This is a genomic window from Maribacter cobaltidurans, assembly GCF_002269385.1.
Classification (GTDB): Bacteria; Bacteroidota; Bacteroidia; order Flavobacteriales; family Flavobacteriaceae; genus Maribacter; species Maribacter cobaltidurans.
In genome coordinates, this window is record NZ_CP022957.1 from 198,230 (window position 1) to 222,608 (window position 24,379).

13 protein-coding genes are annotated in these 24,379 nt (G+C 42.7%); 9 read left to right on the top strand and 4 right to left on the bottom strand.

Annotated elements, in window-relative coordinates:
- Positions 1 to 45 precede the first annotated feature (45 nt).
- Complete coding sequence (locus CJ263_RS00755; RefSeq protein ID WP_094995512.1) at positions 46 to 8,640, bottom strand: T9SS type B sorting domain-containing protein; 8,595 nt, start codon at positions 8,638 to 8,640, stop codon at positions 46 to 48.
- A gap of 137 nt (positions 8,641 to 8,777) precedes the next feature.
- Here CJ263_RS00755 and CJ263_RS00760 point away from each other — a divergent pair, with 137 nt between their 5' ends.
- Complete coding sequence (locus tag CJ263_RS00760; RefSeq protein WP_094995513.1) at positions 8,778 to 9,899, top strand: PQQ-dependent sugar dehydrogenase; 1,122 nt, start codon at positions 8,778 to 8,780, stop codon at positions 9,897 to 9,899.
- A gap of 15 nt (positions 9,900 to 9,914) precedes the next feature.
- Here CJ263_RS00760 and murQ read toward each other — a convergent pair whose 3' ends face one another.
- Both murQ and CJ263_RS00770 read right to left on the bottom strand, forming a co-directional pair.
- Complete coding sequence (gene murQ, locus CJ263_RS00765) at positions 9,915 to 10,724, bottom strand: N-acetylmuramic acid 6-phosphate etherase (RefSeq protein ID WP_094995514.1); 810 nt, start codon at positions 10,722 to 10,724, stop codon at positions 9,915 to 9,917.
- Between the two features lie 7 nt (positions 10,725 to 10,731).
- Positions 10,732 to 11,481: a DeoR/GlpR family DNA-binding transcription regulator gene (locus tag CJ263_RS00770; RefSeq protein WP_094995515.1), complete on the bottom strand. Its 750-nt coding sequence runs from the start codon at positions 11,479 to 11,481 to the stop codon at positions 10,732 to 10,734.
- A 195-nt stretch (positions 11,482 to 11,676) separates the two neighbouring features.
- Between CJ263_RS00770 and nagB the strand changes: the two genes are divergently transcribed.
- From nagB to acs, 8 genes are all read left to right on the top strand, one after another.
- Positions 11,677 to 13,602 carry a glucosamine-6-phosphate deaminase gene (gene nagB / locus CJ263_RS00775; protein ID WP_094995516.1) on the top strand — a complete coding sequence of 642 codons (1,926 nt, stop codon included), beginning with the start codon at positions 11,677 to 11,679 and terminating at the stop codon, positions 13,600 to 13,602.
- A 51-nt stretch (positions 13,603 to 13,653) separates the two neighbouring features.
- On the top strand, positions 13,654 to 15,186 hold the full coding sequence (locus CJ263_RS00780; RefSeq protein ID WP_094995517.1) for a glycoside hydrolase family 10 protein: 1,533 nt from the start codon (positions 13,654 to 13,656) through the stop codon (positions 15,184 to 15,186).
- The gene (locus tag CJ263_RS00785; RefSeq protein WP_094995518.1) at positions 15,170 to 16,435 is read left to right on the top strand and encodes an MFS transporter; all 1,266 of its coding nucleotides are present in this window, start codon (positions 15,170 to 15,172) and stop codon (positions 16,433 to 16,435) included. Before CJ263_RS00780 ends, CJ263_RS00785 begins: the two co-directional genes overlap by 17 nt.
- A 1-nt stretch (position 16,436) precedes the next feature.
- Positions 16,437 to 17,999, top strand: a complete 1,563-nt coding sequence (locus CJ263_RS00790) for a glycoside hydrolase family 3 protein (protein ID WP_094995519.1) — start codon at positions 16,437 to 16,439, stop codon at positions 17,997 to 17,999.
- Between the two features lie 8 nt (positions 18,000 to 18,007).
- Positions 18,008 to 19,084: an anhydro-N-acetylmuramic acid kinase gene (locus CJ263_RS00795; protein ID WP_094995520.1), complete on the top strand. Its 1,077-nt coding sequence runs from the start codon at positions 18,008 to 18,010 to the stop codon at positions 19,082 to 19,084.
- Positions 19,085 to 19,128: 44 nt separating this feature from the next.
- Complete coding sequence (locus tag CJ263_RS00800) at positions 19,129 to 19,389, top strand: DUF4212 domain-containing protein (protein WP_094995521.1); 261 nt, start codon at positions 19,129 to 19,131, stop codon at positions 19,387 to 19,389.
- Between the two features lie 61 nt (positions 19,390 to 19,450).
- Positions 19,451 to 21,145, top strand: a complete 1,695-nt coding sequence (locus tag CJ263_RS00805) for a sodium:solute symporter family protein (RefSeq protein ID WP_094995522.1) — start codon at positions 19,451 to 19,453, stop codon at positions 21,143 to 21,145.
- Positions 21,146 to 21,181: 36 nt separating this feature from the next.
- Entirely contained in the window at positions 21,182 to 23,089 is a 1,908-nt protein-coding gene (gene acs / locus CJ263_RS00810; RefSeq protein ID WP_094995523.1) for an acetate--CoA ligase, read from the top strand.
- Between the two features lie 3 nt (positions 23,090 to 23,092).
- Here the strand turns inward: acs and CJ263_RS00815 are convergent, their stop codons facing one another.
- Positions 23,093 to 24,313, bottom strand: a complete 1,221-nt coding sequence (locus CJ263_RS00815) for a multidrug effflux MFS transporter (RefSeq protein ID WP_094995524.1) — start codon at positions 24,311 to 24,313, stop codon at positions 23,093 to 23,095.
- Positions 24,314 to 24,379 lie beyond the last annotated feature (66 nt).

A 24,379-nucleotide genomic window follows, 5' to 3' on the forward strand; every position in this document is an offset into this window, starting at 1 on the left:
CGAGTGAAAGAAAAAGGGAAGCTAATCCAGCTTCCCTTATGAAATTTATCTGTATAAAGTGAAATGTCCAACGTATCGGGATTTGCGTTCTCCCAGGGCGTTGACCACATACCAGTAGTCGCCCGAAGGAACTTCCTTGCCCTCATAAGTTCCATCCCATCCTGTTACCTTATCCAAAACGGCCACTACCCTACCGTAGCGATCATAGATTTTCACTTCCAAATCATCAAAAAACTCGGTATTCCTTATTTGCCATAAGTCGTTCATTTGGTCACCATCTGGGGTAAAGAAATTTGGAATTTCCAACATTCCCGTAAATTCAAAGGGCAGATCAACTTCTGCAATACAACCATTTGCATCAACCACCCTAATATTTACCATACCACTTTTATTGGTTGTAAAGGTTGTTTCACTTCCGTAGGAGGTACCGTTAAAGAAGTATTCGTAGCCACCATAACCACCTTCCGCCATGGCCACCAATTCATTGGGGCCGGTCTTTTCGGCAGATAGGGTCAGAGGGTCATACCCGTCAATAGTAAACTCCACAAAATTGGTACATCCATTCTGGTGATAGATATAGACGGTATGGTCACCGGGAGCTAAATCTCCCCACTGATTCTCCATCCCTGCATTGGACGTTATGGCATCTGTAGGGTCTATAGGATCTAGGGCGAACATTAAATCGTCCATGTTGACATTACCAAGCATATCGATAGTTGATGTACTATTCGGAAAAATTCCTTCACACCCATATACAATTACTGGCTCTGCAGTAAGGTCCACACCAATACCAATGTTAAACAGCTCAAGTCCAGTACATTGATTGGCGTCCCTAATATGAATGGCGTAAGAGGCACCACCTTGTAAATTCTCTATCAGTTGTCCAGCTACATAGGGTTCAAAAGTTCCTGTTCCGGTTTCGTCAACAGGATCGATCATTTCCACCTTATATTCATAATAAGGCATTGTACTTACCATGGGGTCGTTGATTGGGGTTCCTCCTGTAATCTCGAAAGTCATTGTACCATCATTGGCCCCAATACAAAGCTCAGGCGTAGTCTGAATATTGATGGCCTGTAGGACTTCTGGTTCGTCCACAGTGATAAAATCTCGTTCAAAGCATCCATTTTCATCCTGAATCAATATTTCATAAGTACCCTGGGCTAAATCCTCAAAAGTATATACCCCGGGAGTTGCAGGATCAGTAAAAAACTCGTTAAAGTTGGGACCTATGGCAAACTGAATCAAACCAATTCCTCCTGACAACACCTCAACAGTGATGGTACCATCCTGCTCCCCGTTACAACTTACCGTTGTAGGAGTTGCATCAAAAACAATGGGATCTGGCCTAACTATCTCAAAAGGACCCGCAATGTCCATACAAGTGGCCCCACTGGTTACGGCAATATAATAATCCGTGCCCTCAGGTAAGCCCTCGAATGTTCCATTGTCCTGGGGTCCCCTGAACAAAGTGGCCGAAGGGGACGGATTAAAGGCATCCACTGGGTCGCCATTGTATAAGTAGAAGGTATCGTCACCTACTCCACCATTTACAAAGGACTCAATTCTACCGTCCAATTCCGAAGCACATGAAATATCATCCGGAAGATTTGGTAATAAAGTAATACCTGTGGCATCTGTCATGGTAATACCATTGGACCTTACTGCCAAACACGTACTTGCCGCACTGGTCTTTCTTACATCAAATTGATAGGTAATGCCTTGAACACCCGAAACCAATACCGAGGTTCCCGTCATTGTCTGATAAGGTCCAACCACCACTCCATTTTCAACCGGTGCATATTCATAGGTGAAAGATGGATCCGGATTTTGAATGGACAAGCGCATTTCGCCATCTCCCCCACAGCCAGGCACCCTTGTCTGTACCAGCAATGGAGATACCGGTGGTGGTGGATCTACGAAATAAGGCTCGGTAACAAATAGGCATCCAAAACTTGAGGAAACCTCAATGGCATACCAACCAGCACTTATAAATCCACCACTGGCACCAATAAAGGTCGGTGTATTTTGCAAACCACTTGTAGAAGCTACATCCGTATTATTGTTACTGTTCAAGTACAATAATCTGTAGTTATATCCCGCACCAGGAAATCCTCCTGTGGCACCGGCAGTTGCCGTAGTAGCATCTCCAGTGGTAGGGTCATACGCCTCCAATACCGCATTGTTCCCATTGGGGCAATCCAAACCTTGTGGTTGTCTGATACCCGCATCAATTTGTGGAACTTCATCAAGTTCTATTTCAAATGAACTTGAACATAATTCGGAATCCCGTACCTCTACACGATAAAAACCAAATTCAAGGCCCGTAAAATCACTATTATTTGAAAATGCAGCTATTTCAGTGGTATAGGTAGTTCCTCCATCTGTACTGAACAATAATCGGTATTCGTATGGAGCGCTATCCCAGCCACCTGTTCCGGTAGCCTGAATTTCACCACTATCATTACCACAGCCCACATTGCCCACAGAATTGGCAGTTACCTGTAAAGGTCCGTTAGGGGTACGAATATTGGCCACATTACTATCGTTGCTGCAAAATGGCACATCCGTAGATACTACTTCCACTATCAAATTACCACCTGGCAGGCCGGCTATCCTAGCCTCTTCCCCATTGACATCCGGGAAATTGCTTGTATCAAAACTTCCCGTCGCTATCGGTGTACTCTTGGTCGTATCATCTGCCATATAGACCGTATAGTTATAGGTTCCTACATAATCGGTCACAGTTATAAAAAGTTCACCATCATTGGTTCCGAAACAGCTCACTGGTTTTGCTTCGGTAATGAACGCCGCTGGCAATTGCGGCTCATTGACCGTATGAACAGGAAGTGGATAGGTACATCCACCCGTATTATCTACAATCTCGAACAAATAATCGCCGGCTGCCGGTAAATCCACAAACCCAAAACTTGCTCCACTAACATTCACATTGGCAACCGGTACGACCGAATTGGTAACAATGGTAAAATCCATGGTGCCCACCACATCGATTCGTACACGTTCATCATTAGCGCAATCCAATGGACTCACAACGGTCAGGGTGGGAACTACATCCGTTGGAGGGTTTATCGTTGGTAAGTCAAAAGTTGTCTGACATCCATTCCCATCAATAGCATATACCGTTATGTCTTGCGGAGAACCATTGTCCACAATCTCAAAAGTGTTACCCGATTGATAGTTGGAAAAACCAGTTATACTATACTGATATCCAGAACCAACAGTTCCTGGATCTACTATGTTTACAGTAATAAGAGTTGAACTATACCTATTAGCACCGGGCTCACAGGCAAAATCAGGGGCTGATGCATTAATACTAAAGTCAGCTGGGTTCGTAATCGTATGTACCCCAGATAAAACTTCACAGCCTCGTTGGGTCACAACCTGTACCTGATAATCACCTTGTGGTAAATCCGAAAAAGTACCAGTATTATTGCGGGTATGTTCCGAGGAAGTCGTAAGGTTATTCAGAATATAGGTTATTGGCGTATCCTCAGATGTAAATGGAACCAAAGCATTAGCGGGTCCTACCACCACTTCAATAGTACCATCGTTGTTATCACGACACGTAATGTCCGTAGCCAATTCTGAAGTTATAATTGGTTGGGCAGCCTGATTCAAATTGATTCCGGCCACGTTATATTCGCAGAAATTTGTTCCATCGAACATAATTCTGTCTACCACCAACACATCATAGGTACCAGGGGTCAATCCCGTAAAAACAGGATTATCCTCTTGCGTTATGGGTCCAATAGAAGCCCCTGTATAATCCGTTCCGGAAAGTATATAACCAAAGTCCCCACTACCCCCAAAAGTGGCTATGGTAATTTCACCATCGGCATCGTTACAGGTAGAATCCGTTGAAAAAGTTCCAGTCGCCGAAAGGAAGTTATAAACGGTGGCAGTACCCTGACTGGTACATCCATTAGCATCCACTACATCAACCGTATAATCCCCCGGACTTGCAACCGTAAAGGTATATACCCAATTGGTTCCATTATCGGTTGGAATCTGTTCATCTCCCGCCAAAGTAAAACGTGGTGTGTTGACCGAATTGGGCATGGCCACCGTAATATCAAAGGACGTTGAACTGGGGTTACATTGGTTAACCACAGTGAAGGTAGGTACAGGAAGATCTGGATCTAACTGAATTACCGTTGCAATGTCAAAGGAAGTACAACCACCACTGTCTCTTACGTAGATATCGTAATCACCAGCAGGTCCCACAAAGGTTGTGGTAGTCACATAGTCCGTTGGATATACAGGTTCTGGAGACCCATCGGGTACAAAAGCATATTCATAGGGGCCGCCCGAACCGCCACGTCCTTGTACCGTAATCTGACCGAAGGCATTACAATTGGCAGGAACATCCGATATAATATCAATAGCCGGAAGGTTTTGGTCAATAATAACACTGGTCGCATCCCTACAAGTATTCGTTTCGTTGACCACAATTATTTGGTAATCCCCTGGTAATTCTGGGTAGGTATTGTTATACGGAGGTGCAGGAGCCGAAAATGATGGAACGATAACCGTTGTGGTATTCGTGTCGTTGTTCAACAATTCTATTCTTAAAATATCCCCAGGATTATATCCAATTACCTGATATGCAATCTCCCCATTTCTATTCAGGTCACATGCCCCAGGCGTGGAGGATGCCGTAATTTCTAAAGTGGAAGGTGCATCCACAGGCGGTATTTCTTGTTCATAAATACAGCCTGTTCCTGTATCCCTAACCTGAACGGTATAGGTGATACCGTATTGAATACCATCCGTAGTATTGCTAAATGTATGGTCGTTTACACCTGGGGTATTGTTTAAAGGGTAAAAGGATGGTTGCTGAGCCAACTTTATCTCATAGGAACCAGAACCTCCACTTACACTCACGGCATAAGTAAAAGTACTATCGTCACAAGAAGGAGGTACAGGTGGCAGTATCGGGGTAATTACCACCTCATTGGAGGTTATGGTAACCGTGTCAATATCCGTACATCCATTTGCATCTAATGTTATGACCGTATAGTCACCAGGTACTAGATTTATATCGTTTATCGTTATTGGAAAAATGGATTGATTCTCTAGCCTAGTTATTTCAGTCCCAGTATTGTCCTCAATCCTGAAGTCAAAATTTGCCGTTCCGTCAGTTACTCCTGTAATATTTATTCCGCCGCTTACTGTTCCACTTCCGTCACAGATAGCAGGATTTTCGGTAACCGTTGCATCTGGTGGTAACGTAGTATCTGTTCCAATTACCACATTGGCAGGTGCCGTTTCACAACCTCTGGCATCTCTTACCAGGTAAGGATATGTTCCTGCCGGTAAATCAGAATATACCGTTTGTGAGCTCCAGCCCGTACCATTGAAATTAACTTCATAAGGTGGCACCCCACTAGTAGCATCCGGGATGATGGTAGCAACCCCGTTATTTGGCGCTCCACAACTTACCGGTCTAGTAATGACTGAAGCTGCAGCAATGTTTGCCGGTGGATTCAATATTAACGGTGCCGATGTGGCTTCACATCCTGTATTGGTAATATTATTATCGGTTATCCTGAATACGTATGTTCCATCAACTGCGGTATCGTAGAAAAATGTACTAGAGGTGTAGGGCACAGGAGCGCTAAATGTGGCCCCGTTATCAGAACTTACTTCATACAATCCGGTTCCAGAAGCATATCCTCCAGTAACATCGACACGTATCTGACCAGGCGAGCCACCACAGGGTATTTCGGTAACGACCGCTGTATTCACCCTAAGTTGCTGTTCTATAGTAATGACGATGGAATCACTACAGTTATTTCCATCCACTACCTCAATTGTATAATTTCCGGGTGTCAACCCATTAAAAGTTCCCATACCTTGTAATGCCCCTCCATTGATTCGATACTCATGGGTTCCTAATGCCGCCGATCCCGCTGTGGACGTTACCACTGCGGTCGCTCCGGTTCCTGGGACATAACAAAAATCCGAGGCCGCATTTTCCAAGCTTAACGTTGGAGCGTCAATGGGGTCAAGATTAAAAGTAAAAGTATCCGTACAACCTTCAGCATCTTCCGCGGTCAAGGTATATTTTCCCGCCAATGTAAGGTTACTAAAGGTCCTTCCTGATTTTGGACCTATGGTACCTGAGGGTGTCGTTAAGGTATATCTGTTTCCACCCCAACCACCGGTAAAATTGGCCCGTACACTACCCACGTTACCATTGGCACAGCTCATTGGGGTAACACTACTTGAACTAATGTCCAATGCAGGTGCATCAACAATATCTAAAGAGGCGGTATCCGTACAGCCGGTATCTGCATCGGTAACGGTAATGGTATATGTTCCAATACCCGATAGCGGCAAGTCTACTTCGGCATCGTTTTGTGGGGCACTCTCAGGACCTCCGTTAATATTATAGGTATAATTGTTGGCAAATCCGTCGATGATAAAGGTGCCCGTACCATCTGTGGCACCGTTACAGACCCTTAAATCTCCACCGGATTTTACACGCGCCCTTATGGAACTAATCACGGCCGGACTAAAACCTTCCGTATAGGTACAGTTATTTGCGTCCGTAATTTGAAATATATAGGAAGTGTTGGTACTTAATCCAACAAACGTGGCGCTACCCCCATTGTTAAAGGGAACAGGACTAATGATGGAATAATTGACAATTGGGGCATTGGATGTTGGTGTCAGGGTGACATCTGATGTTCCTGCTGCGCAGCTGATATTGCTTTGGGCGAAATCCAGATTCGTTGGAGGATCTACATCCAAAATATCGATTGGGGTCAGTTCCAAACGGCAACCACCGCCATCCCTGATAATAGGTGTATACGTTCCGGCAGACAAGTTTGTATAAGAGGTAATCGCGGTAAAATTCACTCCGTCTATACTGAATTCATAGCCACTACCCGAACCTCCGGTAAAAGGCCCCACAAAGTCTATCTGCCCTCCATTGGTTCCCCCACTGCCATCACAGGTTACATCTGAGATTTTGGTTGCCGACCCATTGATATTTCCAACGGTGGTAACCGTTACAGAAGGTAAGGTAATCGTACACTCAAATCCACCTTGTTGATATCGAACTTCGATATTATTATAGGTTCCAGTAGGCACCGAAATCTGTGGTGCAGTCACCCAAGGGTCACCGGAATTTACCCGATAAGAAAGGTTATACCCTCGAGCATCGTTTATGGTAAAATCAATTTTGGCCCCTCCATTGCTACAGGTTCCATCTATACCCGATGCCGTTACATCAGGAGGTAGCAGGTTTTCCACATTGGAGGACGCTGTGATAATACATCCATTGCTATCCGTAACTACAAAATCATAGGTTCCCGGGGAATTTACCGTATATATGGTGGTACCTGTATCCGTTGAAGGGTTACCAAAAGAAGGTTGTACTGGACCACCATTTACCGTAAAGGTATAGGGGGCAGACCCTCCAGAGGTATTTAAGGTAATATCTACACTTGAAATAGTTGCACAACCAAAACTGGAATTCACCTCTGTAGATGCATCCAATGGATTGATTCCCGAACCAATGGTTATTGGATTTCCAAACGTATCCACATCAATCCGTGGCGGATTTATTCCATTTAGAGGATCCCCAGTACATTGTTGGGTCTCCACTTGAGCTATATAAGTTCCTGAACCCACGGCAGAGAAGGTATAAGTTTCATCCGGAATGAAAGCCGTGAACTCTTGGGCCACACCCATACTGTTCAATAAAGTATATTTATAGGGCCCAAGTCCTGGTGTGGGTGTGACGGTTATGGTACCTGTTTCCCCGGCACAGTTGATATCCGTAAAATTTACGGATAGGTCCAAAGATCTTTCTACAATTTCAATGGGCTCATAGGGATACTCACAGGTATTTGGAATATTTCTAAGTCTTGCCTTTACAATATAGGTGCCTGGTGTCAGATTAGAGAATATGGGTCCTTGCCATGGTCCAAATCCGCTTCCGCTATCTATACTGAATTCATAGGCACTGGAAAGGTTGGTTATTTGAATCCTACCTGGAACATCACAGATATAGTCTTCCTTTACATAGGTTTGACTAATGGTGCTCTTTTTTACCTTGAAATAAAATGTTTGCCCATCCGCGACAACCCTATACTCGGCACCTACTGTTGCCGGGACCGTACTTGCATCCAAACTGAAGGTTTGCCCAGTGCCTACTTGAGTATAGCAAGACCCTGTATTGGGACAATCCTCGTTGATATCCGGTGAACATGATCCTCCCAAAATCTGCCAGGAGACTGAGGAATATGATCCACCTGACAAACTAATAATTCTATCATCGCTGTTCCCACATAGGTTAAATCTGGCTACTGTAAAACCATTGGTACTACAACCCACCTCCTCGTCCGCACCTTGTATGATGGTCGTGAACATAGGTGCCATGGCCGTCGAGCCTTGGGAATTAAAACTGTTAGATACTGAAATCTCGGATTCCGAAATAGATTTTACCTTTTTCTTGGAAACCGTTTTTTCAACTACCCTTTCCACTGCAAGGGTTACCTCACTAAAAATCTTGGTAATGCTAGAATCCGCAAGTGCCGTAGAGCCAACCACTGAAAAAAGAATCAGCAGGAGTACATACAGCGATTTACGCTGTTGTGATGGGTGCATAGGTTAAGTAGTGTTTGGTAAGAAGGACATTGATTGGGATTCAATATCGTTCCTTGGTGTAATTATTTTTGCTTATATTCTCCGCTTTATTTAAAAAAATATATCTTCACTCATTAATATTCTTCTAACGTTCCAACATGAAAAAAAGTGTATTATTCTTTTGTTTTTTCGTTGTATTGCTCAATTTTTCTTGCGCACAAAACCCTGAAAATAAGGTTTCTACACCAGAGAAGGTCCCTTTCGATGCCGAGCTGTTCGTCGATGACCTACAGATTCCATGGGGCTTTACCTTTCTTCCGGATGGCAGTATGCTGATTACCGAAAAAAATGGTGATTTAATCCATTTTTTTAACGGGAAAAAGACAAAAATTGCTAATGCTCCTAAAATTTACCAACGTGGACAAGGTGGTTTATTGGATATTGAACTGCACCCGGAGTATCAAAAAAACGGTTGGATCTATATGTCATATGCCTCTCCTGATGGGGATAGTAAAGGGGGAAATACGGCCATCATGAGAGCCAAGTTGGAGGGTAATAAACTAGTTCAAAACGAAGTATTGTACAAGGCAGTTCCCAATACCACCAAAGGACAACATTTTGGTTCCCGTATCGTATTTGATAAAAACGGATACCTATTTTTTTCCATAGGAGAACGTGGCGAAAGGGACATAAACCCTCAGGATATTACCAGGGATGGAGGAAAAATTTATAGGCTAAACGATGATGGCAGCATACCTAAAGACAATCCTTTTGTGGGCAAAAACGGTGCAAAAACCGCCATTTATAGTTACGGACATAGAAACCCGCAAGGTTTGGCCGTACATCCCGATACCGGCAAAATATGGGACAATGAGCACGGTCCAAGAGGTGGAGATGAGATCAATATCATTAAAAAAGGAGCTAATTATGGGTGGCCTGTTATAACCTATGGCATCAACTATAGTGGCACACCTATTACCGATAAAACCAAAATGGAGGGCATGGAACAGCCCATTCATTATTGGGTTCCATCCATTGCACCCAGTGGAATGGTCTTTGTTACCACGGACAAATACAAAGGATGGAAGGGAAGTATTTTGGTAGGTTCTTTGGCATTTCAGTATCTGGAAAGATTGGAACTCAACGGAACCAAGGTTACTAAAAGGGAAAAATTATTGGATGGAAAGGGTCGCGTACGTTCCATTGAACAAGGACCGGATGGACTTATCTATGTGGGTGTAGAGGGAAAAGGTATTTATAAACTGAACCCCAAAATTTAAACATATTTGTGTAGGCTAAATCCCTGCTTCCAACGCTTTTTTCACGGATCCATGTTTTTTTAGCAATTCCTCAGCTTGGTCATAACTTACACCAAGACCTTCCACAATGTATCTGGTGCCTCGGTCCACAAGTTTGTGGTTGGTTAGCTGCATATTAACCATTTTGTTGCCCTTTACCCTACCTATTTTGATCATTAGGGCCGTGGATATCATATTCAACACCAATTTTTGTGAGGTACCACTTTTCATACGGGTACTTCCGGTAACGAATTCCGGTCCTACGTTTACCGCAATAGGTATGTCTGAAACCTTGGTAATGGGCGAACCCGGATTGTTAGTGATACAAGCCGTAAGAATATTATTTTTTTGTGCCGATTCAAGACCACCGATAACGTAAGGTGTCGTGCCCGAAGCAGCGATGCCTACTACAACATCATTTTCATTAATTGCATGTTCCTTTAGGTCCAACCAAGCTTGTTGTGTATCATCTTCGGCATTTTCAACCGCTTTTCTAATGGCCTTATCACCTCCAGCAATTAGACCAACAACGCGTTCGTGGGGCATTCCAAAGGTGGGAGGAATTTCAGAGGCATCCAGAATTCCCAAACGCCCACTGGTTCCTGCGCCAATATAAAACAAACGCCCTCCCTTTTGAAAGCGCTCCGCCAAGGCGTCTACAAGCTGGGTAATTTGAGGGATTTCCAAGGCAACGGCATCGGCTATTTTCCTATCCTCTTCGTTCATCTTATGAAGGATGGAAACCGTATCTAACTGCTCCAGGTTATCATGATTGGAGGGTGTCTCCGTAATTTTTTTATAATCCATAGAATTATTATAAGATGCGTATATCGTGATTTCTAAAGACCTCCAACATCCTATCGGAAGGATCCAATTCCGTTATCATGGTGTTAATGGTATTGATATCGCAGGTTTTATACCGATGCTGCGAATTTAGTTTTTCCGAAATGGATAGTAAAACGGTTTTTTTAGCTGCTTTTATCACCGCCTTTTTTACTTGGACGATGTCCCAATCGAATTCGGTCAGCCCATACACGGCATCCACATAACCCGTACCGATAAAGCTATAGTCTACTTTTATTTCAGATAGATTATGGATGGCGTTTGCTCCGATAGATATCTGTGCTTCCTTGGAAATCTGACCACCGATGGAGATTACCGTAACGTTCGGTTTGTGGGACAGTTCCATAGCCACGGGCAAACTGATAGTAAAACAAGTCAGTTTTAGATTATCTGGAATCAAGCGTACCAGTTCCAAACAGGTGGTACCCCCATCTATGAAAATTACCGCCCCGTCCTTAAGCAAGGTTGCTGCTTTTTGGGCGATAGTTACTTTTTGGTCCAGGGCATAAATGTTCGTATTTCTGCTGTTACTATTGGTAAAGCCAAGGGAGATTGCCCCACCATGTACCTTTTTAAGCTTGTTCTCCGCATCCAATTCCTTCACATCCCTGCGGATGGTATCAATGGATACATCTAGGCTTTCGGCAATATCCGTCAATAGAATCCGATTGTGCAATTCTACTTCGTTCAAGAGGATTTGTTGGCGTTCTTCCTTCAGCATAGGTATCCGTATAAATAGAAAACAGAGCAAAGATAACTAAAATTTACACATGCCGTTTTATTCAGTAATAGAACTTCAAACATTAAATTTAGGTTAATTATTGCAAAAAACAGCATTTAAAAATTGCAAAAAACAGCAAGTTATAAAATTATTGCCTATATTTGCCCGAATTAAAATGTCAAACTTCAACATTATATGAAAACCACTATGGTCAAAAAAAAGCGGGACATCAGCCACCAACCCATCGGACAATTTGAGGAAACCCGATTTGAAAAAATCCACAATGTAATTTTCTCGGATTCCAATGAAGCGTCCATTCGTGTAGCGGAAGAGATTGCAGAGCTCATCCGCAAAAAACAAAATCAGAACAGAACATGTGTTCTGGGTCTCGCCACGGGTTCCTCCCCTATCCGGGTTTATGAAGAGCTTGTTAGAATGCACAAAGAAGAAGGCCTCAGTTTTCAAAATGTAGTGACCTTCAATCTTGATGAATATTTGCCCATGGAGAAAAGCAATATTCAGAGCTATCACTATTTCATGCATGAGCACCTTTTCAACCATATAGACATTGACCCTGAAAACGTGCACATTCCGGATGGTACTGTTCCTCCGGAAGAAACGGTAGCCTATTGTTTGGATTACGAAAGAAAAATTAAGGAATACGGTGGTCTTGATTTTCAATTATTGGGTATTGGTAGAACTGGACATATCGGTTTCAACGAGCCTGGTTCCCACTACAATTCAGGAACAAGGGTCATTACCTTGGACCACATTACCAGGGTGGACGCAGCGCCGTCCTTCCTGGGCATCGCCAACGTTCCTAGAAAAGCGATAACCATGGGTATTTCCACGGTTAGAAAGGCAAAGAGAATTATTTTATTGGGCTGGGGAGAAAACAAGGCTGAAATCATAAAAAAAACCATTGAGGGTGAAATTTCATCCCAGGTACCTGCCACCTACCTACAAAACCATTCCAATTGTACGTTTATCTTGGATACCGGAGCGGCATCGGAATTGACCAAAAACAAAACTCCTTGGTTGGTGGATGCCTGTGAGTGGACGGAGGAGCTCAAGGCAAAAGCGATTATTTGGCTCTGTGAAGAAACGGGCAAGACCGTTTTGAGCCTTACCGATAAAGACTATAACGATAACGGGATGGCCGATCTGCTCTCCAAGGAGGACTCCTATGATCTGAATATTCAAATATTCAACAAGCTGCAGCATACTATCACCGGATGGCCTGGAGGAAAACCAAATGCGGACGATACCCATAGACCTGAAAGGGCGGAGCCTGCCAAAAAACGTGTTATCATTTTTAGCCCCCACCCGGATGACGACGTAATTTCCATGGGAGGAACGTTTGACAGATTGGTAGAACAGGGCCATGAGGTACATGTGGTCTATCAAACATCGGGAAACATAGCGGTTTCGGATACCGATGCCAGAAAATTCGCTGAAATCGCTATGAATTTGAATCCATCAGAAAAAGTTCAAAAAATCATAAACTCGATCAACAACAAACAGGATAGCCAGATAGATTCCCCTGAATTGCGAAGGTTAAAAGGAGACATTAGACGGTCAGAATCCTATGCGGCAACACGATATATGGGGCTAAAGGATGCCCATGTCCACTTTTTGGATTTACCTTTTTACGAGACGGGAACCATAAAAAAGAACAACCTGTCCGAGGAAGATATCGCTCTCATGGTAGATATAATTAAACAGATAAAACCGCACCAAATATATGCAGCAGGTGACCTCGCAGATCCACATGGCACCCATAAAGTCTGTTTGGATGCCGTTTTGGAAGCCCTCAAACGACTAAAACCGGAACCATTTATTAAAGATTGTTGGTTATGGTTGTATAGAGGTGCTTGGCACGAATGGGATATCAATGAGATAGAAATGTGCGTTCCCATGAGTCCGGGGCAAGTCCTGAAAAAACGAAATGCTATTTTCTGCCATCAGTCCCAAAAGGACGGCGTCATGTTCCAAGGAGATGACTCACGGGAATTCTGGATGCGTGCCGAAGAGCGAAATAGAGATACCGCCAACAAATACAAGGCCCTAGGCATGTCCTCGTATGCAGCTATGGAAGCTTTTGTGAGACATCAATTTTAAAATGATTCAAAAAGGCCTATTTTCGATAAATAGGCCTTTTTTATTTTTTCCATGCCCAAAAAACTATTTACCGTTTTTCTTCTGATTATCGCTAGTTCCTGCGGAATCTTTAAGCCCAACATACCCCAACCAAAAAAGGAATTTCGCGGGGTGTGGATCGCCACCGTGGTGAATATTGATTGGCCAAAAAACGGAATGGATTCCGTTGAAAAACAGAAGGAAGACTACCTTAGAATTTTGGATTTTTATAAAAACTTAAATTACAATGCCGTCATTGTGCAAGTTCGTGCGGCGGGTGATGCTTTTTACAATTCGGATTACGCCCCATGGTCCCGATTTCTTACCGGAAAGGAAGGTGAAAATACCAAATGGGAGGATGATCCATTATCTTGGATGATTGAACAGGCTCACATAAGGGGTTTGGAATTTCACGCTTGGTTAAATCCCTACAGGGCCACCTTTGATTTAAATACCGATATTCTAAGTCCGAATCATGATTATAACATGAACCCAGATTGGATGGTCAAATATGGAACTAAATATTATTATAATCCCGGATTGCCTCAGGTACAGGAAAAACTGACTTCAATTATAAAGGAACTGACCCTCACATATGAAATTGATGGGATTCACTTTGATGACTATTTTTATCCCTATACCATTAAGGACGAAGTGTTTAATGACAGTATCACTTTTTACAACTGTTCCCAACCGCAGCAATCTTTGGCCGACTGGCGGCGTAGCAACGTGGACACCCTCATTAAAAAAAGTTATACCGCGATAAAGGATATCAAACCTTGGGTATCTTTTGGGGTGAGTCCGTTTGGCGTTTGGAAGAACAAGTCTACGGACCCACGGGGTTCCGAAACCCAGGCGGGTCAAACAACCTATGAAAACCTATATGCAGACCCCTTACTTTGGATGGAAAAAGGGTGGCTTGATTACATAGCTCCTCAAATTTATTGGAGTTTGGACCTTCCTGTGGCCTCCCATAAAACCATTGCGAATTGGTGGGCAAAAAATAGTGAAAACAGCTATGTATATATCGGGAATGGGGCTTACAAAGTCCGAAACAATAGTGATCAGGCGTGGGAGAAAAAGAAAGAATTACCCAACCAATTTAAGTTGGCACGGCAGACTCCAGAGATATCAGGGAATATTTTATTCAGTGCAAAATCCCTGATGGATAAAAATCAGGATGTGGTTTCCTATTTGGGAAGAAAGTATTACAAATGGCCGGCCTTAACGCCTGAAGTGAAAAATGGCTACGAGGAGCATTTGGAAAACGTCAACATTATCGGGAAAGAACAATCACCAGATTTTGTGACACTGACATTGGACCATAAAAATGCAATTCAGTATGTACTCGTGTATAAATCAAGTAAAAAAAATACATCGGAATTAAAAAGCAAAAAACTCTTGGACAAGATTTTTGTTCCTACCGGATCGAACCAAGTTCAAATACCAAAATTGGTTCTAAAAAGAAATGATTTTGCCATTACTTTTTTGGACCGATATGGACGAGAATCTCAACCAACAATCATACATTTAAATCAAATACCAGGGTATGGCAGAAAAAGATAAGGGTGCTTGGGGATGGGTCCCTATTCTATATTTCACGCAAGGTCTCCCCTATGTGTTGGTGGTGACGGTTTCGGTAATCATGTACAAACAATTGGGCGTTAGCAATTCAGACATTGGACTGTATACCAGTTGGTTGTATCTACCCTGGGTGTTGAAACCGCTTTGGAGTCCCTTGGTCGATTTAAAAAGTACAAAGCGCAAATGGTTTTTGTCCATGCAGTTTGTTATTGCCGTCGCATTATTGGGTGTGGGCCTTAGCATTCCTACTAATATGTTTTTTATCACAACATTAGCCTGTTTTTGGATGGCCGCATTTGCATCGGCGACCAATGACATAGCTTCCGATGGGTATTATATGTTGGGCCTGACTGAAAAAAAACAATCCTTTTTCGTAGGGATGCGAAGCACCTTTTACCGTTTGGCCATGGTTACGGGAGAAGGATTGATAGTCATTTTAGCCGGATTTCTAGAAAACAAATATGGAGACAACTCAAAAGCATGGAGCATCACTATGATTGCGGCGGCCGTTTTAATGCTATTGCTATCCATATCCAATGTATTGGTAACCCCAAAATATGAATCGGAAAAGGCCAATATAGCCGAAAAACCGAAAAGCTTTTTGGAAGTATTCAGTACCTTTTTTCAAAAGAAAAATATAGGTATCGCTTTAGCCTTTATCCTAACATACAGGCTCGGGGAATCCCAATTGGTAAAGATGGCGGCCCCATTTATGCTCGATAGTACGGAAAAAGGTGGCCTTGGCTATTCCACAGAACTTATTGGAACCATTTTTGGAACAGCAGGCGTTATCATGCTTTCTTTTGGGGGTATCTTGGGAGGTATCTTGATATCCAGGGACGGACTCAAAAAATGGATGTTCCCTATGGTTCTTTCTTTAAATCTCCCCAATATATTCTATGCTATATTGGCGGTTACAAAAACGACACACGTAGTTCCCGTTACCGCTACTGTTATGTTCGAAAAGTTTGGGTACGGATTTGGTTTTGCCGCTTTTCTGATGTACCTCATCTATATTGCAGAAGGTAAATCCAAAACCAGCCACTATGCCATTGCTACAGGTTTTATGGCCCTGGGTATGATGCTTCCGGGAATGATTAGTGGTTATGTGCAGCAATGGTTGGGCTATGACGGTTTTTTTATCTGGGTAGTAATTGCCGCATTGCCTTCCCTAATTTTATTAAAATATATTACCTACCCTGCGGAATTTGGTAAGAAAACCAACGATTAATATGAAAGAACTGCCACCTTTTGAAATTGCCAAAACTAGATTAAGTCCCCTGGAAAAGATTGGACAGTTCTTTATGCCGGCGGCATTCATCAATGACACGGAAGAAGAAATACAGGCCCTGGAAACCCTGATAAGGGACTATGGCATTGGGGGTATCTGTTTTTTTCATTCCAGGGCCAGTGCGGCAACCAATTTCGAGGGGAAAAAAGAGGTCATCCGAAATGAGGAAAGTTTTGAAACCCTTAAATCCCTGATAAAGAGATATCAGTCGGCATCCAAATACCCCCTATTTATTGCCATAGATGCAGAATGGGGCTTGGCTATGCGAATCGAAAATACACCTCAGTATCCTTATGCGATTACTTTAGGCGCATTTAGTGGAAAGGAGGAACTTATCTATGAAGTTGGGAAGAACATTGCCCAAGACTGCTTGGCAGCAGGCATACATTGGAACCTTTCCCCAGTGGTGGACATCAACAACAATCCCAACAACCCCGTGATTGGATATCGGTCTTTTGGTGACGATAGGGAGCAGGTCACAAAAAAAGCGTTGGCCTACATAAAGGGAACCGAAAGTCTTGGGGCATTGACCAGTATCAAACATTTTCCCGGACACGGGGATACTTCGGTGGATTCCCATTTGGGGATTCCAGTTATTGATAAATCGAAGAAGGAACTTTTGGAAAATGAACTCTATCCCTTTCAAAAAATAATATCAGAAGGAATCGATGCAATTATGGTGGGACATTTGTCCATTCCGGCTTTGGCGAACGGCAAGGATACACCCGCAAGTATTTCCCGTGAAATTATTACCGATTTTTTACGGGGCCAAATGCATTTCAAGGGAGTAGTTATTTCCGATGCCCTAAATATGCATGCCGTTTCAAAGAATTATTCGGTGCCCGGTGAACTGGAATGGCTCGCCTTTCATGCCGGAAACGATATCCTTTGCTTTGCCGAACACGTTAAAGAAGGTATTGAAACCATTGCAAAAAACAGTACGGAAAAACAGTTGGAAGAAACCTTTGAACGGGTATGGAAGCTCAAGGAAAAGGCCATGGGGAATCCAAACCAGGACAAATTTACTAAACTATCCAAAAGCGAAGAATTGAACAGGAAAATTGCCAAGGAGAGTATTACACTCTACAAAGGGAGTGAAGAAGATATAGAGGATTTCGACCAAAAAACTTTTTGCACACTTACATTTCAGCGCTCCAAAAAGAGCTCTTCACCTGAAGAAATTCTTTCTTTTTTGACGGAGGCAACACAGGAAATTAAAAATGAGAAAAATATTCTTTTGCTCCTGACTCCGCCCAAGGTAAAACCTGCAAACCATTTTGGTTTCCTAAAAGCCGAAATCGATTTTATCAATACCCTACTTGAGGAAAAGAACGTTGTGCTCTACCATTTTGGAAATCCATATTCATTGAAACTTTTTGATATAAAAAAATCCTTGGCCACCGTATTGGTCTATCAAGATTTTACCGAATTTCAGGATATGGCCACGGAACATTTTCTAGGAAAAATAAAGGCGAATGGAAAACTTCCGGTATCCCTAACTTAATTAAAAAAATGAAAATCTATAAAGTCGTTGGAATGATGTCCGGCACCTCATTGGATGGCCTGGACCTCGCGTACTGCCATTTCTGGAAAAAGAAAGACCAGTGGCAATTTGAGATAAAAGCATCGGAAAGTATTTCCTATGCCCCAAAGATGCAAAGCGACCTAAAGGACGCTATACATCTATCGGCTGAAAAACTGCTTCAGCTACATAATGAATATGGTAATTGGCTTGGGGAACGGGCAAAGGATTTCATTCAAGAACAGAACCTAGAAGTCAATTTTATCGCCAGTCATGGCCATACCTCCCATCATCGCCCCGAACTTGGACTTACCTTTCAACTGGGTTCCGGACAACATCTAGCAAATGCCTCTGAACATACAATTATTTGTGACTTTAGAAGTAATGACCTTGCCTTGGGAGGTCAAGGCGCACCCTTGGTACCCATTGGTGACCGTTTACTTTTTAGTGAATATGATTTCTGTCTGAATCTTGGTGGAATTAGCAACATTTCCTTTGAATTGAAAGGAAGAAGAATAGCCTATGACATCGGACTAGCCAATATGATATTGAATTATATTACAAGGAAAATTGATTTGGATTATGATGAAAATGGAACACTTGCCAGGTCGGGTACCATTAATCCAATGATGTTAAAAAAACTGAACGGACTATCCTATTACCTACTACCCCACCCTAAATCCATTGGGTACGAGTGGTTCTTGGAGAAGGTGGTGCCCATTGTAAATGAAACCAAGGATAGCACTGAAAATTTATTACACACGGCCATACATCACATATGTGAAAAAATTGCCCAGCAAGTGGCCTTAAATACCAATAAAACCAATCAAAAATTATTTGTCACCGGAGGAGGAGCCCTAAATGCTTTTCTTATTGAAACTTTAGAACAAAAATTGGATTCTAAAATTGAAGTGGTAGTTCCAGATAAAATATTGATAGAATTCAAGGAAGCACTCGTTTTTGCATTTATGGGAGTACTAAGGTCTGAAAAGGAAATCAATGTGCTCAAAACGGTGACAGGTGCTAAAAGGGATTCATCCAGCGGTGTGATTTTCTTACCCAATTAAAGTATTTTCACTAAATTTCTAGTCTAAATAGATAATTCCTAAAAATGTCCGACAAACAAAAGCAAGCTACCGCATATTGGAAAGAAAACGTCAAATATCTCTTCATTCTTTTGGCAATTTGGTTTCTGGTTTCCTATGGGGCGGGAATCCTCTTCAAGGATGCCTTGGATTCAATCAAAATAGGAGGTTTCAAGCTAGGTTTTTGGTTTGCGCAACAAGGTTCTATTTACGTTTTTGTTATACTAATATTCGTGTATGTCCGACTTATGAACAAATTGGACAAAAAATATGGGTATGATGAATAAAAAGATTTTAGATATCCTATTAATACCCTATAAATAGAAAAATCAATCAAACCAAACCATTATGAGCGTTCAAATATGGACCTATCTTCTTGTCGGAATCACCTTTGCATTATATATAGGCATTGCTATTTGGTCCCGTGCAGGTTCAACTAGGGATTTTTATGTGGCCGGAGGCGGGGTTTCACCTTTGGCCAACGGTATGGCAACGGCCGCTGATTGGATGTCGGCTGCCTCATTTATCTCCATGGCCGGCATCATTGCCTTTGCGGGATATGATGGTTCTGTTTATCTCATGGGATGGACTGGTGGATATGTACTTTTGGCGCTATTATTGGCTCCTTATCTTCGGAAATTTGGAAAGTTCACCGTACCTGATTTTATCGGAGATAGATATTATTCCAAAACCGCCAGAATTGTGGCCGTTATCTGCGCCCTCATAGTTTCATTTACCTATGTCGCCGGACAAATGCGAGGTGTTGGGGTGGTATTTTCACGTTTTTTGGAAGTCGACATCAATACCGGGGTCATCATAGGAATGGTCATCGTGCTTTTTTACGCGGTTTTGGGAGGGATGAAAGGTATAACCTATACCCAGGTAGCACAGTACTGTGTGCTTATTTTCGCCTTTATGGTGCCCGCCATATTTATTTCGATACAAATGACCGGAAACCCTATCCCACAATTAGGAATGGGTTCAACATTATCAGATGGTTCGGGAACGTACCTTTTGGATAAATTGGATGGTCTATCAACAGAGCTAGGCTTCAACGCTTACACGAACGGTTCCAAATCCATGGCCGATGTATTTGCCATCACATTGGCACTTATGGTGGGTACGGCGGGGTTGCCACACGTTATTGTGCGCTTCTTCACGGTAAAAAGAGTCAAGAATGCAAGAAAATCGGCCGGACTGGCCCTATTACTGATTGCAATACTCTACACTACCGCACCTGCAGTTTCCGTATTTGCAAGAACCAATATGATCAACACGGTTAGCAATAAGGAATACAGTTCCATGCCGGCATGGTTCACCAATTGGGAAACTACAGGTTTATTGACTTTTAACGACAAAAACAAGGATGGAATAATTCAATATGTAGCAGATCCAGAAAAAAATGAGTTGACCGTTGACAGAGATATCATGGTACTGGCCAATCCCGAAATAGCAAATCTGCCTGCATGGGTCATCGCTTTGGTCGCGGCAGGAGGTTTGGCCGCAGCCCTATCCACTGCCGCTGGTTTACTACTGGTCATCTCCTCTTCAGTATCCCATGACCTTATAAAAAAAGTATTTAAGCCCAATATCTCGGATAAAGGGGAACTTTGGGCCGCACGTCTTGCGGCAACAGTGGCCGTGGTCATTGCAGGATATTTTGGTATTAACCCGCCTGGATTTGTTGCGGCGGTGGTCGCTCTAGCCTTCGGATTAGCGGCAGCCTCCTTTTTTCCCGCTATTGTTCTGGGTATTTTTTATAAAAAAATGAATAAGGAAGGTGCCATCGCCGGAATGATTACGGGCACGCTGCTCATGTTATTCTATATGACCAAATTCAAGTTCGATTGGTTTGGTGGAGGTACACCAGAGGATTGGTGGTTTGGAATTTCGCCGGAAGGTTTTGGCAGTATCGCCATGGTCGTTAATTTTATAGTATCTATTGTAATTATGAAGTTTACGCCACCACCGCCTGAAAATGTACAGGAAATTGTGGAGGACATACGGATTCCAAGCGGAGCCGGAGAAGCCAGCGGTCATTAAAGTATTAATAATTTTAGTAGAAATCAGAATTTAGCAATGAGTAACTATCACATCAAACATTTAGAGGAATATTATCAAGTTTATAGAAAATCCGTCCGTAATCCTGAGGCTTTTTGGGAAGAGATAGCCGAGGAGCATTTTGTATGGCGAAAACGATGGGATAACGTGCTGAGTTGGGATTTTACAAAACCCGAAATAAAATGGTTTGAAGGTGCCCAATTAAATATAACCGAAAACTGTATCGACCGTCATTTGCCCACACGGGGCAACAAAACGGCCATTCTTTTTGAACCCAACGACCCAAAAGAAGAAGCCGAACATATTACGTACAGACAGCTTCACGAACGTGTGTGCAAAATGGCCAATGTGCTCCTGGAAAAAGGCGTAAAAAAAGGGGACCGTGTCTGCATTTACCTGCCCATGATACCCGAATTGGCCATATCGGTATTAGCGTGTGCCCGTATCGGTGCTATCCATTCCGTAGTATTTGCAGGTTTTTCATCCAATGCCCTTTCAACAAGAATCAATGATTCTGATTGTAAACTGGTGATTACTTCGGATGGTTCTTATCGAGGTTCCAAGACCATCGATTTAAAGGGAATCGTGGACAAAGCCTTGGAAGCCTGCCCCGGTGTTGAAAACGTTCTTGTAGCCAAAAGGATACACAGTGAAATTGAAATGGTACCCAATAGAGATTATTGGTTACAACCTCTTTTGGACGAGGCCTACAGTGATAATGTGGCCGAAATCATGAATGCAGAGGACCCCTTATTTATTCTTTACACCTCCGGCTCAACAGGTAGACCAAAAGGGATGGTACATACCACCGCAGGTTATATGGTTTATTCGGCGTATACCTTCAAAAATATATTCCAATATAAAGAGAATGATGTGTACTGGTGTACGGCGGACATCGGTTGGATTACGGGACATTCCTATATCGTTTATGGACCGTTGGCCAATGGTGCTACAACCGTAATGTTTGAAGGGGTTCCCTCCTACCCTGATTTTGGTAGATTTTGGGAAGTGGTCCAAAAACATAAAGTAACCCAATTCTATACGGCTCCAACGGCCATTAGAGCACTTGCTAAGGAAAATCTCGATTTTGTTGAAAAATATGATTTATCGAGTCTTAAGGTTTTAGGTTCCGTGGGCGAACCGATTAATGAAGAAGCATGGCATTGGTACAATAACAACGTGGGCAAAAAGAATAGTCCGATTGTGGATACTTGGTGGCAAACGGAAACAGGAGGCATCATGATCAGCCCTATTCCTTATGTCACTCCTACAACCCCAACGTATGCAACGCTACCATTCATTGGAATTCAACCTGCTCTGATGGATGAAAATGGGCAGGAAATAAAAGGAAACCAGGTCGATGGAAGGTTGTGTATAAAATTTCCATGGCCTTCTATAGCAAGAACCATTTGGGGCAACCATGATCGCTATCGGGATACCTATTTTTCGGCCTATGAAAACATGTATTTTACGGGTGACGGTGCACTTCGAGATGCTGTGGGATACTACCGCATTACGGGAAGGGTGGATGATGTCATTATTGTTTCTGGACACAATTTGGGAACGGCACCTATAGAGGATTCCATAAATGAGCATCCGGCGGTTGCGGAATCCGCCATTGTTGGCTTCCCCCATGATGTTAAAGGAAATGCCCTCTACGGATATATAATCCTTAAGGAAACAGGTGAAAGTAGGGACAAGAACAACCTCAGAAAAGAAATCAACCAACAGATTACGGAACAAATAGGCCCTATAGCAAAACTGGATAAAATCCAATTTGTGTCCGGACTACCCAAAACACGAAGTGGCAAGATCATGCGAAGAATTCTGCGTAAAATCGCCAGTAATGACACCTCCAATCTTGGGGATACGAGTACGTTATTAAATCCGGAAATTGTTCAGGAAATTATGGATAACGCCCTTTAAATTTTATTGATAGGCACGATTGCTAGCAAACAGTGGTCTTGTTTTAAAGGCAACGAACAGGATCACTGAAATCAATCCACAAATACCCAATCCGGCAAATAAGGCCCAAACGGAATTTGTAATAAACTGTCCGATAAATATTGAGATGGGAATGGATAGTACCGTGGACACAAATCCGGTGATGGCAGCTCCTATTCCCGCAATATGCCCGATAGGTTCCATGGCAATAGCCCTTAGATTTCCCCAGATAAAGCCTAAACATAGAAAAAGTATAGAAAGAAAGGCAATCAATACCGATACGCTAGGGTCTGGCTTTCCCCAAAACAGAAAACTATACAACAAGGCTATTAAAGTAAAGGAAGAAAGCGCCACAAAGGAAAGGTTACGCATACCAAAACGAAGGACCAAGGTTCCGTTAGTCAAAGTTGAAAAGCCAATGGAAATGGCCAACCCCGCAAAGATGAGGGGGAAACTATCGGCCAAACCGTATAACTCCTCAAAGACGTGTTGCGCAGAACTCAAATAAACCAAAAAAGAGCCTGTAATCAATCCTGAAATTATGGTACAGGAAACGGTTTCCCTATATTTAAAAATTTCCTTGGTGCCTTTAACAAATACTGCAGTTTTAAAAGGCACCTTATACTCCGGTTTTAAAGTTTCTTCCTGCCTTTTAAAAAACCAGACACAGACCAGGAACGCAAAAAATAATTGGGCATAAAAAATACCTTCCCATCCGGAGAAACTCATAATGAACTTCCCAAAAGCTGGTGCAACAACCGGTATCAAAATAAAAAACGCCGTAACAAATGACATAATTTTCGCCATATAATCCCCTCTATACGTATCCCTAATAATAGAAATACTTATGGTACGCGGAGCGGAAAGCCCCACACCTTGAAGTATTCTACCAACAATCATTATTTCCAAATTAGGTGCCAAAAGGCAAATAATGCTGGCCACCCCAAAAACGGCAAACCCCATATACACAATAGGCTTTCTTCCCAAGCTATCGGAAATAGGCCCAAAGAACAACTGCCCTACCCCTAAACCTAGGAAAATCATAATAATCAACAATTGGTTTCTGGGGGGGTCCAAACTATTTATGGCTATTCCAATGTCCGAAATTGCAGGTATAAGTGCATCGATGGTTAACGCAACGATTGACATCAGCGAGGCCATTAAGGCCACAAATTCAAAGTTGGGTTTTACGTTTTCATTTTGCATTGTGCAAAAGTAAAGCTTACGAATAGAAGGAACGTTATCCTTACTTCAATTTTAAGTTTTCCCTAA

Bases quoted from the DNA above. Each gene is read 5' to 3' on its own strand.
- CJ263_RS00755 (WP_094995512.1), bottom strand. From the start codon at position 8,640: ATGCACCCATCACAACAGCGTAAATCGCTGTATGTACTCCTGCTGATT.
- CJ263_RS00760 (WP_094995513.1), top strand. From the start codon at position 8,778: ATGAAAAAAAGTGTATTATTCTTTTGTTTTTTCGTTGTATTGCTCAAT.
- murQ (WP_094995514.1), bottom strand. From the start codon at position 10,724: ATGGATTATAAAAAAATTACGGAGACACCCTCCAATCATGATAACCTG.
- CJ263_RS00770 (WP_094995515.1), bottom strand. From the start codon at position 11,481: ATGCTGAAGGAAGAACGCCAACAAATCCTCTTGAACGAAGTAGAATTG.
- nagB (WP_094995516.1), top strand. From the start codon at position 11,677: ATGAAAACCACTATGGTCAAAAAAAAGCGGGACATCAGCCACCAACCC.
- CJ263_RS00780 (WP_094995517.1), top strand. From the start codon at position 13,654: ATGCCCAAAAAACTATTTACCGTTTTTCTTCTGATTATCGCTAGTTCC.
- CJ263_RS00785 (WP_094995518.1), top strand. From the start codon at position 15,170: ATGGCAGAAAAAGATAAGGGTGCTTGGGGATGGGTCCCTATTCTATAT.
- CJ263_RS00790 (WP_094995519.1), top strand. From the start codon at position 16,437: ATGAAAGAACTGCCACCTTTTGAAATTGCCAAAACTAGATTAAGTCCC.
- CJ263_RS00795 (WP_094995520.1), top strand. From the start codon at position 18,008: ATGAAAATCTATAAAGTCGTTGGAATGATGTCCGGCACCTCATTGGAT.
- CJ263_RS00800 (WP_094995521.1), top strand. From the start codon at position 19,129: ATGTCCGACAAACAAAAGCAAGCTACCGCATATTGGAAAGAAAACGTC.
- CJ263_RS00805 (WP_094995522.1), top strand. From the start codon at position 19,451: ATGAGCGTTCAAATATGGACCTATCTTCTTGTCGGAATCACCTTTGCA.
- acs (WP_094995523.1), top strand. From the start codon at position 21,182: ATGAGTAACTATCACATCAAACATTTAGAGGAATATTATCAAGTTTAT.
- CJ263_RS00815 (WP_094995524.1), bottom strand. From the start codon at position 24,313: ATGCAAAATGAAAACGTAAAACCCAACTTTGAATTTGTGGCCTTAATG.